This window comes from Pseudomonas sp. SLBN-26, assembly GCF_006715895.1.
In the GTDB taxonomy this organism is placed as follows: Bacteria; Pseudomonadota; Gammaproteobacteria; order Pseudomonadales; family Pseudomonadaceae; genus Metapseudomonas; species Metapseudomonas otitidis.
In genome coordinates this window covers 1,264,393-1,277,577 of the sequence record NZ_VFOB01000001.1, presented here as the reverse complement: position 1 = coordinate 1,277,577, position 13,185 = coordinate 1,264,393, and the positions used below count along the sequence as shown (strand labels likewise).

The 13,185-nt window shown below is 68.6% G+C and carries 18 protein-coding genes; all 18 read left to right on the top strand.

The genetic code is table 11. The features are described from left to right. The first annotated feature begins 1 nt into the window (after nucleotide 1). The 18 genes from FBY21_RS05915 to FBY21_RS05830 all read left to right on the top strand — a co-directional run bounded on the left by FBY21_RS05915 (nucleotide 2) and on the right by FBY21_RS05830 (nucleotide 13,169). The gene (locus FBY21_RS05915) at nucleotides 2-382 is read left to right on the top strand and encodes an HI1506-related protein (RefSeq protein WP_142009415.1); all 381 of its coding nucleotides are present in this window, start codon (nucleotides 2-4) and stop codon (nucleotides 380-382) included. Beyond that, nucleotides 382-888, top strand: a complete 507-nt coding sequence (locus tag FBY21_RS05910; RefSeq protein WP_142009413.1) for a gp436 family protein — start codon at nucleotides 382-384, stop codon at nucleotides 886-888. The genes FBY21_RS05915 and FBY21_RS05910 overlap by 1 nt, the downstream gene beginning before the upstream one ends. Then, nucleotides 888-1,400, top strand: a complete 513-nt coding sequence (locus FBY21_RS05905; RefSeq protein ID WP_142009411.1) for a phage virion morphogenesis protein — start codon at nucleotides 888-890, stop codon at nucleotides 1,398-1,400. The genes FBY21_RS05910 and FBY21_RS05905 overlap by 1 nt, the downstream gene beginning before the upstream one ends. Continuing rightward, nucleotides 1,400-1,990 carry a phage protein Gp37 gene (locus tag FBY21_RS05900; RefSeq protein WP_142009409.1) on the top strand — a complete coding sequence of 197 codons (591 nt, stop codon included), beginning with the start codon at nucleotides 1,400-1,402 and terminating at the stop codon, nucleotides 1,988-1,990. The genes FBY21_RS05905 and FBY21_RS05900 overlap by 1 nt, the downstream gene beginning before the upstream one ends. Continuing rightward, on the top strand, nucleotides 1,987-2,169 hold the full coding sequence (locus tag FBY21_RS05895; RefSeq protein WP_142009407.1) for a DUF2635 domain-containing protein: 183 nt from the start codon (nucleotides 1,987-1,989) through the stop codon (nucleotides 2,167-2,169). Before FBY21_RS05900 ends, FBY21_RS05895 begins: the two co-directional genes overlap by 4 nt. 6 nt (nucleotides 2,170-2,175) lie before the next feature. Continuing rightward, complete coding sequence (locus FBY21_RS05890) at nucleotides 2,176-3,648, top strand: phage tail sheath subtilisin-like domain-containing protein (protein WP_142009404.1); 1,473 nt, start codon at nucleotides 2,176-2,178, stop codon at nucleotides 3,646-3,648. Nucleotides 3,649-3,657: 9 nt separating this feature from the next. Beyond that, nucleotides 3,658-4,002: a phage tail tube protein gene (locus tag FBY21_RS05885; protein ID WP_142009402.1), complete on the top strand. Its 345-nt coding sequence runs from the start codon at nucleotides 3,658-3,660 to the stop codon at nucleotides 4,000-4,002. Nucleotides 4,003-4,011: 9 nt separating this feature from the next. Next, nucleotides 4,012-4,353 carry a hypothetical protein gene (locus FBY21_RS05880; RefSeq protein WP_142009400.1) on the top strand — a complete coding sequence of 114 codons (342 nt, stop codon included), beginning with the start codon at nucleotides 4,012-4,014 and terminating at the stop codon, nucleotides 4,351-4,353. A 90-nt stretch (nucleotides 4,354-4,443) separates the two neighbouring features. Further along, on the top strand, nucleotides 4,444-6,246 hold the full coding sequence (locus FBY21_RS05875) for a phage tail tape measure protein (protein WP_142009398.1): 1,803 nt from the start codon (nucleotides 4,444-4,446) through the stop codon (nucleotides 6,244-6,246). Nucleotides 6,247-6,248: 2 nt separating this feature from the next. After that, nucleotides 6,249-7,475, top strand: a complete 1,227-nt coding sequence (locus tag FBY21_RS05870) for a DNA circularization protein (RefSeq protein ID WP_142009396.1) — start codon at nucleotides 6,249-6,251, stop codon at nucleotides 7,473-7,475. Continuing rightward, entirely contained in the window at nucleotides 7,468-8,508 is a 1,041-nt protein-coding gene (locus FBY21_RS05865) for a phage baseplate assembly protein (protein ID WP_142009393.1), read from the top strand. The genes FBY21_RS05870 and FBY21_RS05865 overlap by 8 nt, the downstream gene beginning before the upstream one ends. Beyond that, nucleotides 8,495-9,028, top strand: coding sequence for a phage baseplate assembly protein V (locus tag FBY21_RS05860; protein WP_142009390.1), 534 nt, complete (start codon nucleotides 8,495-8,497; stop codon nucleotides 9,026-9,028). The genes FBY21_RS05865 and FBY21_RS05860 overlap by 14 nt, the downstream gene beginning before the upstream one ends. Further along, on the top strand, nucleotides 9,025-9,471 hold the full coding sequence (locus FBY21_RS05855) for a phage GP46 family protein (RefSeq protein ID WP_142009388.1): 447 nt from the start codon (nucleotides 9,025-9,027) through the stop codon (nucleotides 9,469-9,471). Before FBY21_RS05860 ends, FBY21_RS05855 begins: the two co-directional genes overlap by 4 nt. Further along, nucleotides 9,472-10,536, top strand: coding sequence for a baseplate J/gp47 family protein (locus FBY21_RS05850; RefSeq protein WP_142009385.1), 1,065 nt, complete (start codon nucleotides 9,472-9,474; stop codon nucleotides 10,534-10,536). It begins immediately after the preceding gene. Then, complete coding sequence (locus FBY21_RS05845) at nucleotides 10,524-11,126, top strand: YmfQ family protein (RefSeq protein WP_142009383.1); 603 nt, start codon at nucleotides 10,524-10,526, stop codon at nucleotides 11,124-11,126. Before FBY21_RS05850 ends, FBY21_RS05845 begins: the two co-directional genes overlap by 13 nt. Next, nucleotides 11,126-12,229, top strand: a complete 1,104-nt coding sequence (locus tag FBY21_RS05840) for a hypothetical protein (protein ID WP_142009382.1) — start codon at nucleotides 11,126-11,128, stop codon at nucleotides 12,227-12,229. Before FBY21_RS05845 ends, FBY21_RS05840 begins: the two co-directional genes overlap by 1 nt. Further along, nucleotides 12,226-12,696: a DUF4376 domain-containing protein gene (locus FBY21_RS05835; protein WP_142009379.1), complete on the top strand. Its 471-nt coding sequence runs from the start codon at nucleotides 12,226-12,228 to the stop codon at nucleotides 12,694-12,696. The genes FBY21_RS05840 and FBY21_RS05835 overlap by 4 nt, the downstream gene beginning before the upstream one ends. Continuing rightward, nucleotides 12,696-13,169, top strand: a complete 474-nt coding sequence (locus tag FBY21_RS05830; RefSeq protein ID WP_142009375.1) for a DUF1353 domain-containing protein — start codon at nucleotides 12,696-12,698, stop codon at nucleotides 13,167-13,169. Before FBY21_RS05835 ends, FBY21_RS05830 begins: the two co-directional genes overlap by 1 nt. Nucleotides 13,170-13,185 lie beyond the last annotated feature (16 nt).

Below are 13,185 nucleotides of genomic sequence, written 5' to 3'. Positions count from 1 at the left end.
CATGGCTGGCAAAAGCAACAGGGCGGCCAACACCGCCACCAAACCGGCACCGGCTGAAACCACCGTGCAGAACGCCGAGCAAGGCCAGGACGTCCTGGTGGTCGACACCGTGCCCGGCATCTTCGTGCGCAGCTTCGGCGAGAGCTTCCGCCGGGCGGGCTTCGTCTTCACCCGCGAGGGCCACGGGCTGCTGGTCGATGACCTGACCGAGGAGCAGCTCAAGGCACTGGTGAACGAGCCCATGCTCAACGTCCAGTACTGCGACTTCCCGGCCACCGAGGAAGCCGACAAGGCGCTGGTCGAGCTGGCCGACCGTGCCAAAGACAGCGCGAGCGACACCGCGCCCACTGGCACCGAACCGCCGCAGGGAGGTAACGCCTGATGTACGCCAGCGCCGTCGCCTTCCTGGCCCGCTACAGCCTGGACGAGATCGCCCAACGGGCCGATACCAGCGTGCCGCCCCTGGTGGACGGCGAGCTGCTGCGCCTGGCCGCCGAGGGCGCCGACCTGACCGCCTACTCACCCGAGGAACGGGCAGCAGCGGCGGCGGCGCTGGCACGGGTCAACCAGGTCCTGCAGGACGCCGACAACACCATCAACGGCTACCTCGCCGGCCGCTACCAGGTGCCCGTGGTCCAGGCCGAAGAGGTCCTGGAGCGCATCGCCGGGCAGTTGGCCCGGTACTACCTGTACGACGACGGCGCCCCGGAGCATGTGGAGAAGCGCCACGCCGATTCGCTGTCGTTCCTGCGTGACGTCTCCGCGGGCCGTGTCCAGCTGGGCACGGCGGCGGATGGCAGCACCGCACCGGTCGCCGCGTCGGCCGGTGCCGAGATGGTCAGCGGCGGCCTGGTGTTCGGCCGCGACAGCAGCCGAGGGTTCATCTGATGGCCGTCTCGATTCGGGTAGACAGCAACCTGCCGCAGGTGCGGCGACTGCTGAAGGCCTTGGCCCAGATGGGCCAGAGCCCCGGCCCGCTGCTGTCGCAAATCGCCTTCCTGGGCGAGAACAGCACCCGCGAGCGTTTCGACAGCGAGACCGGCCCGGACGGCCGGCGCTGGCGGCCCAGCCTGCGGGCCCAACTGCGCGGCGGGCGGACACTGACCCAGGACGGCCACCTCGGGGACTCCATCACCAGCCGGGCCGACGACAAGGCCGCCGAGTGGGGCACCAACCGCATCTACGGGGCGGTCCACCAGTTCGGCGCCACCATCCGGGCCAAGAACGGCGGCTTCCTGCGCTTCCCGCTCCCCGGTGGGGGCTGGGCTGCCGTGCGCCAGGTGACGGTGCCGGCGCGGCCGTACCTGGGCCTGTCCCGTGACGATGAGCGCGACATCCTCGACCTGGCCGGGCGCTACATCACCGGCCTCATCCAGCGCAACGCGCCGGGAGGTGCCTGATGTTGGGCAACCTGGAGAACGAGCTGGTCGAGCTGATCAAGGCCAGCGCCCTGGGCAAGCGCCTGCGTACCGTGGCGCCCCTGCCGGACGTGCCGGACAAGGACGTGATCAAGCGCTGGGGGGCGGAAGCCCCGGCGGCCTACGTGGTGGCCATGGAGGGCACCATCGACGGCGACACCTCGACGCCCCGGTTCGTGCTGGTGTTCGTGGCACGGAACGCCCGTGGCGCCGTGGCATCGCGCCAGGGCGGGAAACGCGAGGTCGGGCTGTACGACATGCTCGATGCCGGCATTGCCCTGGTGCGCTCCACCACCGAGGGCGCCAGTTGGCAGCCCACCGGCTACCAGTTGCTCCAGGACCCCGCCGTCCGCGATGCCGGCATGGAGGCCGGAATGGTCTCCGTCATGGCGACGGTGGACACCCCGTCCCTCGACCCCGAGGGGCTCAACCTGGGCGAGTTCCTGGAGTTCCACGCCGACTACGACCTGGACCCGGTGACACCCGAAGCCCATGGGCGCTGGGCCGACGAGGACCACAACGCCCCGGCGCCCGACGTGCAATCCCACATCAACCCGCAGGAGGGGCCATGACCCAATCCGCTTTCCTGGTGCCCGCCGAGGGCCTCCTGGTGCGCCACCCGCAGGGCGGCCACCTCAAGGCCGAGGGCGACACCGTGGTGCTCGACAGCTACTGGCGCCGCCGCATCGCCGACGGCTCCGTGACCGAGGGCAAGAAGAAGGGCAGCAAGCCCGACACCCCGAAGGAGTAAGCCGCCATGGCTGAGAACGTCAGTTTCAACGAGATCCCGGACAACATCCGCGTACCAGGCATTTACCTGGAGATCGACCCGAGCAAGGCTGCTGGCGGCGGCGCCGTGATGGAGCGGCGCCTGCTGCTGGTAGGCCAGCGCATGAGCGCCGGCAGCGTCGCGGCGCTGACCCCGGTCCGCCTGGGCAGCCAGGCCGGTGACCAGGCATCCGCCGCATTCGGCGCCGGCTCCATGCTGCACCAGATGGCCGCCGCCGCCCGCGCGGCCGACGCCTATGTGGACATCTGGGCCATGGGCCTGGACGACGACCCGGCCGGCCAGGCCGCCCTCGGCAAGGTGACCCTCAGCGGCAGCCCGACCGCCGCTGGCACCCTGTGCCTGTACGTCGGCGGCAGCCGGGTGCGCATTGGCGTCGCAGCCTCCGAGACGGTGGCCACCCTGGCCACCCGCCTGGCCGATACGGTGAACGCCACCAGCGGGCTGCCCGTCACGGCCACGGCCGCTGCCGGCGTGGTGACCCTGACCTGCCGCTGGAAGGGCGAGACCGGCAATGACCTGGACCTGCGCCTGAACTACTACGACGGCGAGTCGGTGCCGGCGGGCCTCCAGGCCGCCATCACCGCCATGGCCGGCGGAAGCGCCAACCCGTCGGTCAACCTGGTGCTCGATGCCATCGCCGGCCAGCAGTACTACAGCATCGTCTGCCCCTACACCGACGGCGCCAACCTGACCGCGCTGGAGGCCGAGATGGCCGACCGCTTCGGGCCGATGGAGCGGCTGACCGGCCATGTGTTCAATGCCCGCCGGGGCAACCACGCGCAGCTGAGCACCTGGGGCAACAGCCGCAACTCCCCCCACGTCAGCACCCTGGGCCTGTACGACGTCCCGACCCCGCCCTGGGTCGCCGCAGCGGTGTGGGCCACCGTGGCCGAGTCGTCCGGCTCCAAGGACCCGGCGCGGCCATTCCGCAGCCTGGTGCTGACGGGAGTCCTGCCGCCGCCGGAGAAGAGCCGGTTCACCCGCGCCGAGCGCAACCTGCTGCTGTTCGACGGTATCAGCACCTTTACCGTCGACCAGGGCGGCCAGGTGCTGATCGAGACCATCATCACCAACTACCAGACCAACTCGTTCGGGCTGCCGGATATCAGCCTGCTGCGCCTGGAAACCAAGTGGACCGTCGACTTCGTGCGGTTCCGTTTCAACGCCGCGATAGCCCGCGACTACCCGCGCCACAAGCTGGGCGACGTCGCCATCCCCGGCCAGGCCTACGCCACCCCGACCACGGTGCGCGCCACCCTGATCGCAGAGGCTTTGGCACTGGCGACCGAGGACGGCCTCATCGAGGACATCGAGGGCTTCAAGCGCGACCTCATCGTCAAGCGCTCCAACCAGAACCCCAACCGACTCAACGCCGTGCTCACGCCGAACCTGGTCAACCAGTTCGACATCTTCGCCGGCTCTGTTCAGTACCGCCTGTAAGGAGGCCCTATGCGCCATCACGGCCGCGCCACCATCAGCTATGACGGCAAACGCCTGGCCCCCAAGCCCGGCGCCACACTCAACCTGGGCGGCGTCAGCCGCACCGCCGAGCCCCTGGACGACGGCAGCGTGGGCTTTGCCGAAACCACCGCCGCCCCGGAGCTGAACTGCACCGTCCCCCTCACGGGCGCCCTGGACGTGGAAGGGCTGCGCAACATGACCGGCGCCACCGTGGTGTTCGAGTCGGATACCGGCAAAGGCTGGGTCATCCGCGATGCGTTCACCGTGGACGCCATGACCGTGGGCGCGGACGTCGCCCTGAAGATCAGCGGCCAGCCGGCCGTCGCCCTGTAAGGAGCCCCCATGAAAGCACTCACCACCACCGGCACGCTGCCTCGCGGCCTGATGATCGAAGGTACCCGCTACACCACCTTTGAACTGCGCGAGGCCGAGGTGGCCGACATGATCCAGGCCGAAGCCGAGACCGGCACGGTTGCCACCCTGGCCTACCACCTCCAGCTCGCCGTGCTCCAGCTGGTGAGCGTCAGCAACGCCGAGGGCGCCACCTTCAAGGGGCCGTTCGTGCCCTCGATGATCCGCCTGCGCGCCGACTTCGCCGCCATCCGCGAAGCCCAGATTCGCCTGGACGAGCTGGGAAACGACGAGCCGGGCGCCTCAAGCACCACTGGGACGCCGTCCAGCTGATCGCGCTCAAGCACCACTGGAGCCGGGCGGAAATCCTGGCGCTCCCCCTCGACGAGTTCAACCACTACCTGGGCAACCTGACGAAACCCTATGAGCAGAAACCTTGAACTGGCCCTGCGCCTGACCGCCGACGCCACCCGCTTCATGGCCGGGATGGCCAAGGGCGAAGGCGGCCTGCGCAAGCTGGGCAGCGCGGCCAAGCGCGAGCTGGATGCGGTGGGCAATGCGTTCCGCTCCGTCGAGGGGCGCCTGGCCCAGCTGGGGATCGGCGTGTCAGCCCTGGCGGTGGGCGCGCAGTCGGCCAACCTGGACAAGGACCTGGTGCAGCTCAAGCTGACGGCCGGGGCCACCGTCGAGGAAATGAACAGGATGCGCGACACCCTGTTCAGCGCCCAGTCCGCCACCGGCCAGACCGTGGACGAGCTGAAAGGCGGCGTCGATGCCCTGATCGCAGGCGGCCAGAGCATGGCCGAGGCGACCGCCACCGTCCGCCCCATGGCCGAGACCCTGGCGGTGGCCAAGACCAACGCCGACGCCCTGGCCAAGGCCATGGGCGTGGCGGGCAAGATGTTCGACATCGACCTCAGCCAGGCCGACCAGGCGCGCCTGCTGCTGGACCGCATGGTGGTCGCGGGCCGGGCCGGCAACGCCGAGCTGGAGAACCTGCCCGACGTGTTCGCCCGTATCGGCGGCAACGCGAAGTCAGCCAACCTTGGCCTAGACCAAACCCTGGCCCTGGTGGAAACCCTGAGCCTTGTCGAGCCCAATGCCGAGCGCCTGGCCACCCTGACCGACAGCACCCTCCGCGTCTTCACCAACCGCAAGTACATGGAAGACGCGGCCAAGGCAACGCGGGTCAAGTTCTTCAATGCCGACAAGTCCCGCCGCGACCCCCTGGACGTGATCGAGGACATCAAGAAGCAGTACGACAAGCTCAACAACGACAAGGACCGCTTTCGCTTCATCTCCAAGGCATTCGGCGCGGCGGACCTGGACACCCAGCGCGGCCTCAAGACGCTGCTGGATGGCCAGTCCCTCTCCCGACTGGACGAGATTCTCCGCGACATCAAAGGCGCAGGCGGCACCATCGCCCGCGACCTGCCGGAAGCCATCAGCAACTCCGTGGACCAGGTCGGCCGGCTGCGTGGCGAACTGCGCAAGGCCGCCGATGACTTCGCCCGGCCGGTCAATGACACCCTGAGCGGCCTGATCAAGTGGGGCCTCGACAGCAAGGACAACGGCGGCCTGGGCCTGAGCGGCAACGACATCCTGCTGGGCGGCGCGGTAGGCGCTGCCGGCATATTTGGCACCGCACGCTATGGCGGCAAGGCGCTCAAGGGCCTGGCCGGCAAGCTGGGCGGCACGGCGGCCGGCGTCGCCACGGGCAAGGCCCTGGAGGAAATGGCCGGCGTGACCCCGGTCTACGTCGTCAACATGCCCGGCGATGGCCTGGGCGGCGCCGGCCCGCTGGACAAGGTGGCCGGCCGCGCGGGTGGCCTGGGCGCCGCCGGGCGCCTGGGCCTGCAAGGGCTGGCCCTGGCCGGTGCCGGCGCGGCGGGCTACGGGGCCGGAACGCTGCTGAGCAGCCGCATCGACGACCAGCTCAGCCAGGCGGCCCGGCGCCAGACCACCCTGGGCAGCATGGCCTATGACGCCCTCCACGGTGACAGCGAGTCCACCGGCATCCTGGTGCGCAAGGCCATCAGCGAAGCCAACCCTATGGCCGGGCTGTTCAATCGCCTGTACGAGACCCTCCAGAACGCCCGCCAGTCCGAGGTTAACGGCAAGATCACCGTGCGCATCGAGAGCGACGGGCGCCCACGGGTCACCGAGCTGCAAAGCGCAGGCGTCGACCTGAGCACCTCCCCCTATACCGGCGGGCAGGGCTTCTGAGCATGGCCTGGCGCGATGACTACCGGCCCGGCTCATTCCGTGGCGTGCCCTTCAACCTGAAGCGCTCCAGCCGCAGTGGCGGCCGGCGCACGGTGCTCAATGAGTACCCGCTGCGCGACGAGGCCGGCACCCAGGACCTGGGCCGCAGCGCCCGCCGCTTCACCCTGGAGATGGTGCTGCTCGGGGCCGACTACATGGGCCGGCGCGACCAGCTCATCACCGCCCTGGAGGCCGCCGGCCCCGGCACGCTGGTTCACCCGTACTACGGCGAGCTGTCTGTCTCCGTCCTGGACGGCTACACCTGCGAAGAGTCCACCGAGCAGGGCGGAAGGGCTGGCATTACGGCCACCTTCGTGGAGACCAGCGAGAAGCCCAACCCGGACGACAGCCAGGTGCCCGGCGCCCTGGTGAACGAGGCGGCGGATGTCGCCCAGGCCGACGCGCTGGTGGAGTTCGAAGAGGCTTTCAACGTGGCCGACTACGCCGGCTTCGTGGCCGAGGGCGCCATCGATGCCCTGGGCAACGCCACCACCTACATCACCGAAGCGGGCGGCCTGCTGGCTGGGGCCGGGCGGTTCTCCACCCTGGCCGGGCGCCTCACCGGCAACCTGCAAGGGCTGATCGCGGCACCGGGCAACCTGGCCTACAGCATCCTCGGGATGGTCCGGGGGCTCAGCAGCACCACCGACCCGTGGGCCGCATTCCGCGCGCAAGCGGCGCTGTTCAACCTCGGCAGGAAAGCCAAGGCCGTGCGCCCCAGCGGCTACGTGACCCCCAGCCGCGCCCAGCAGGCCATCAACCAGGAGGCGGTTTATACCCTGGTGGAGCGCGCGGCCGTGACCGAAGCGGCGCGCCTGGCAACCGGCCGCCCCCTGGACGAGACCGGGCGCCCGTTCGACGGCCTGACCTACACCAGCCGGGACCAGGCCGCCGGGGTGCGCGACCAGGTCCTGGTGGAGCTGGACCGCCAGCAACTGGAGACCGCCCAGGGCCGTTACCGGCCATTGGCGAACCTGGCCACCCAGGTGGCCCTGGAGATGAACCAGCGCGCCGCCAGCCTGGCGCCGCTGTCGTCGTACCGCCCCCTCACGACCCAGCCGGCCCTGCTGATCGCCCATCGGCTCTACGGCGACGCCCGGCGCGCCGACGAGATCGTGGCGCGCAATGGCATCGCCCACCCCGGTTTCGTGCCGGGTGGCAGCGTGCTGGAGGTGCTGAAGAATGCCTGAGATCACCCTGCGCATTGGCGGCCGTGAGTGGGGCGGCTGGCAGAGCTACCGCGTCCAGCTGGGCATGCAGCAGCTCGCCGGCCAGTTCGAACTGGCACTGACCGAGCGCTGGGCCGGGCAGGCCTCGCGGCGCCAGGTGGCCGAGGGCGAGCCGTGCGAGCTGCTCTACAACGGCGAGCTGCTCATCACCGGCTACGTCGATCGCGTCATGCCGACCTACAGCGCCCAGGAGCACCGCCTCCAGGTGACCGGCCGGGACAAGACCGCCGACCTGGTGGACTGCTCCGCACCCACCACGCAATGGATCGGCCGAGGGCTGGCCGACGTGGCCCGCGAACTGGCCGCGCCGTTCGGCATCACGGTGGTGGACCAGGCGGGGGCGAATGCGCCGTTCCAGTCCCTCAAGCCCAACGACGGCGAAACGGTGTTTGAGATGCTCAGCCAGGCCGCCGCTATCCGTGGCGTGCTCCTGGTCACCGATGGCCGGGGCCGCCTGCTGATCACCCGCGCCGGCCGCGAGCGGGCCCACGACAAGCTGGCCCTGGGGCAGAACATCCTCCAGGCCAGCGGTAGCCGCGACTTTAGCGACGTGTTCAGCACCTACACCCTCAAGGGCCAGCAGAAGGGCAACGACGACTTCTTCGGCGAGAGCGCGGCAGCGGTGAAGGCCACCGCCACGGACAACCGCATGAAGCGCCACCGGCCCCTGACGGTGATCGCCGACCACCCCCTGGACGGCGCCGGGGCCCGTGCCCGCATCGAGTGGGAACGCAATTCCCGCTGGGGGCGCTCGCAGTCCATCACCTACACCCTGGACGGGCACCGGCAGAGCAACGGCGCGCTGTGGCGCCATGGGCTGATGGTGCGAGTGGACGATCCCTATCAGTACCTCAACGGGGCCGAGCGCCTCATCACCGAAGTGACCTACATCCTCGACGACCGGGGCGAGCGCACCGAGCTGACGGTTCAGCCACGCGAGGCCCTGGACGTCATCCCACAACCCGAACCGGAGGCCGTGGATGAGTTTTTCTAACCGCACACTGGTAGCCCTGCGCCGCCGCCTGGCGCTGATGGTGACGCGCGGGGTGGTCGCCCTGGTGAACGACGCCGCGAAGATGCAGGCGTTGCAGATCACCATCATGGATGGCGAGACCCTGGACGACGTGGAGCACTGGCAGCCCTACGGCTTCACCGCCAACCCCCTGGGCGGCGCCGAAGCCCTGGTGTTGTCGGTCGGTGGCCACCGCGCCCACAGCGTGGTGGTGAGCTGCGGAGACCGGCGCTACCGCCTGACCGGCATGGCCGGCGGCGAGGTGGCCATCTACACCGACGAGCAGGACAAGGTCCACCTCAAGCGCGGCCGAGTGATCGAGATCGAGACCCATACCCTCAACATCAAGGCCGCCCAGGGCGTGAACATCGACACGCCGACCCTCACCGCCACGGGCCAGATCGTTTCCCAGGGTGACCAGATCGCCCAGGGAATCAGCCAGGTGAGCCACGTCCACGGCGCTGTGATGCCTGGCCCTGGCATGACGGGGACGCCGGTATGAGTGATATCGCCCTGGTATGGAACGGCACCGAGGCCGACCTCGCCATCGAGGGCGGCGACCTGGTCCTGGAGGAAGGGCTCCAGACGGCGGCCGTCATCAGCCTGTTTTCAGACCGCCGCGCCCGGCTGGACGACGTCCTGCCGGCCGACGACGGCGACCGGCGCGGCTGGGTCGGTGACGCCTGGCCCCGTGTGGAGGGCGACCAGATCGGCTCGCGCCTCTGGCTGCTCAACCGCGAGAAGGACATCCCCGAGACCCTGCGCCGGGCCCGCGAATACGCCCGCGAGTCCCTGGCCTGGCTGATCGAGGACGGCATCGGCGCCTCGCTCGACGTCCAGGCCTCAGTGCCAATGCGTGGCGTGCTGCGCCTGGAGCTGACGGTGAATCGCCGCGACGGCTCCACCCTCAACCATCAATTCGACACGCTATGGGAGAACCTCTGAATGGCGTTCACCATCCCTACGCTTCTGGAAACCCGCGAAGACATCAGCTCCGACATGGAGACCTGGCTCCCCGGCACCCAGGCCCGCACCCGCCGCACCGTCCTGGGCGTGCTGGCCTTCGCCCAGGCCGGGGCCGTCAACGGGCTCCACGCGCACCTGGATCACCTCTACAGAAACTTCCTCCCGGACGAACAGGCCGACGCCCTGGGCGTCGAGCGCTGGGCCCGCCGTTATGGCCTCTGGTATCGCCAGCCCACCCCGGCTGCCGGGTCGCTGACCGTGACCGGCAGCGCCGGGGCCCGCCTGCCCGCCGGCACGGCCGTCCAGTACACCCAGGACCAGGTCTACCTCACCACCGCCGACCTGGTGCTGAGCAGCACCACGGGCGAGGTCTGGGTCCAGGCACAGAACACCGGCCAGGCCGGCAACCTGGCGGCAGGCATGCGACTCAACCTGGTCAGCCCCGTGGCGGGCATCAGCTCCGTGGCCATCGTCGCGGCGGGCGGCATCACCGGCGGCGAAGACGAGGAGACCCTCGACGGCCTGCGCCAGCGGGTCGGCCGGCGGATGTCACAGCCACCCCAGGGCGGCAGCCTGGCGGACTACGAGACCTGGGCCCTTGAGGCCCACCCCTCCGTGACCCGCGCCTGGGCGACCGAGCACGAGCAGGGGGCCGGCAGCGTGACCGTGCGCATGGCCTGCGACAACAACGCCGACCCGATTCCAGGGCCGGCCGTGATCGAGGCCTGTACCGCCTACATCGACCAGCGCCGCCCGGCGGGCCGCCGCTCCGTCTATGTGGTGCCGCCCGTGGCCCAGCCCGTGCAGTACCGGATACGCCTGGTGCCAAATACCCCGCAGGTCCAGGCCGCCGTGGAGGCTGAGCTGCGCGACCTGCACCGCCGTGACGCCGTGCCGGGTGGGCCGCTGCTCATCAGCCGCATCCGCGAAGCGGTGAGCATCGCGGCCGGCGAGAGCGACAACAGCGTGCTGGCCCCCACGGCGGACGTCACCGCCACCACGGGCAAGCTGGCCACCTTCGGAGGCATCCAATGGACGGTGTGACGCCCGAAAGCTACGGGCGCCAGACTGCCCAACTGCTGCCCCCTGGCAGTGCCTGGACCCGCGACCCCGAAAGCAACCTGGCTCGGCTGCTCGCTGCCCTGGGCGCCGCCCTGGCCCGCGCCCATCGGCGGGGGCTCGACCTGTTCAACGAGACCGACGCGGGCGAGGCCTTCGAGACCCTGGAGCGCTGGGAAACCCAGCTGGGCCTGCCGGATGGGTGCAGCATCCAGGGCTCGCAAACCGTCCAGGAGCGCGTCCAGGCCGTCCTGGCCAGGCTGCTCGATGCCGGCGGCATGGCCCGCGCCGACTTCCTCGCCCTGGCCGAGGTCATGGGCTACCCCAACGCCTCCATCACCGAATTTGGCGCCAGGCGTTACGGCCGCGCCCGCTTGGGCGAGCCCTACGGCGGCGAAGACTGGGAAAACGCCTGGCAACTCAACCTGCCCACGAGCCTGGTCATCGAGCGCCGCCACGGCCGCAGCGCCATGGGCGAACCCTACCGCGTATGGGGCGATAGCCAGTTCGAATGCGTCATGCACAAGCGCAAGCCGGCTGGATCGATCCTCACCTTTACCTATGGAGACACCTGATGGACTACCCGAAAGACGCATCCGTCGGCTTGCTCAATGGCAAGTTCACCGACGGCAACCCACTGCTGGGCATACCCGCCTCCCGCGACCCTGCCAGTTGGGCAAATGCCGTAACTGACGAGATTCTCGCCGTCGTTACCTCCGCTGGCTTGGTGCCAAACGAAGCCGTAACCAACCAACTGTTACAGGCCATCAACGCAAAGATCACGGCCGCAATTCCAGCTAGCCCAGCTGACGCGAGCCCGACGATAAAAGGCATCCTGAAGCTGGCAACACAGGCGATAACTGACGCGGGAGTTGATAACGCGACGGGGATAACCCCCCTGGTACTGGCAGCCACACTGAGGAACCGAATCGCCACGGCGGGTCATTTCGTAAACCTGAAGGTGAGCTGCACAGGAGCGGACCCAACGATACTCATATCCGCTGATCAGCTAGTGGTTGGTGACGGCATCGGTAATGCCCGAATCCTGCGAAGCGTTGGAGTGTCAATAAACACCGCAGCTTCTGGCTTGAATGGCCTTGATACCAGCACCTCTGCAGCGAATACCTGGTACTACGCGTTTGTGATTTTCAACCCAGCGACATCGAGCGTTGCGGCTGTGGCCTCTCTCAGCCCGACAGCGCCGTCGCTTCCCGCCGGATACACCCATTTTGTTCGGGTGGGTGCGTACCGCACGGGAGCAGGTTCCGCCAGATTGCCGCTGTCGTTCATTCAGGCAGGGCGCAGCGTGCGATACAAGATTGAAGCTGTAGGCAACGTGACAGAACTCCCTGTCATGGCTTCAGGCCTGGCCGGTTCCCCTGAAACGCCAACTTTTGTCAGCGTGGCGGTGCAGGCATTTGTACCCCCCACGGCTACGGCGGTCTCGGTCAGAACGACGCGGATTGTTTCGGGAGGGCGCGTTGTTGTTGCGCCTAGCGCCCTCTACGGACCGCCAGTTACCGATACCAGGGCAACCGCTCCGATAGCCATTTCCGGCACGACAGCGTTTGGAATGGCTCCTTCAGCAGACATCGTGCTGGAGTCTGGAAACATCTATTGGGCTAGCAGCATATCCACCGTTGCGCTGCTGTGCGTGGGCTGGGAGGACAGCATATGAGTTTTGCTATTCGCAACGACAAACAGGGGCAGCGCGCGGTAAACAGCCCAGATGATGTCGGCCCCGATGAGTACTTCAGTGAGACCCTGATTCAGATAGAAATGGTGCCGAGCGCGGCCATGGTGGACGAAGAAAGGGAGCGGCGCCTCGATGCTGGCATCGAGTTCGGAGGCAGGTTGTTCCAGAGCCGAGCCGCTGATCGCGAGAACATCAGTGGTGCCGCCCAACTCGCCTTTATTGCCATCGTTGGCGGTGCCAAACCGGGCGATTTGCGCTGGTCTGACTCCGACCAGGACTTTATCTGGATTGCTGCCGATAACAGCCTGGTCCCCATGGACGCGCCCACGGTCGTGGAGTTCGGCAAGGTGGCTGCAGGCCGTAAACAGGCGCTCATCTACGCTGCGCGCGCGCTGAAGGACAAGGCTGTCATCCCCGGTGACTACGCCGACGACAAATGGTGGCCGTGATGAAGCGCTTCCCGATGCCCTTGCAGGTCGAGCAACTGAACGACGGCACCTGGCGCCTGATGGCGCCATTCTTCTACCAGGACCCCGGCCAGGGACTGATCCAGGTCCCCGGCCGCTTCGACACCGACTTCGCCAGCGTCCGACCACTGCGCAACCTGGCCGTCATCCTGCTGGGCGTCAGCCTGGCAGTCGGCGGCCTAGGGCTGCTCCTGGACTGCCCGTTCCTGGCGATGTCGGGTGCAGCGCTAGGGGCCTTCGGGTTCGGAGCGCTGCTGCTGTATGCCGCCGTGGTCGGCTACGGCAACGGCCCGGCGGTGATCCATGACTACCTCTACAGCACCGCCAACCTGTCCCGGCGGCAGTCCGACGAGGTGTTCTACAACGCCCTACGCTCTAGCGGCGTCGCCCGCTGGCGCGCCTGGCTCATGTGGGCCGGCGTGCGTATCGGGGGTCACTGGAGGTACGGCCCATAAAGAAAGAAGCCCGCAT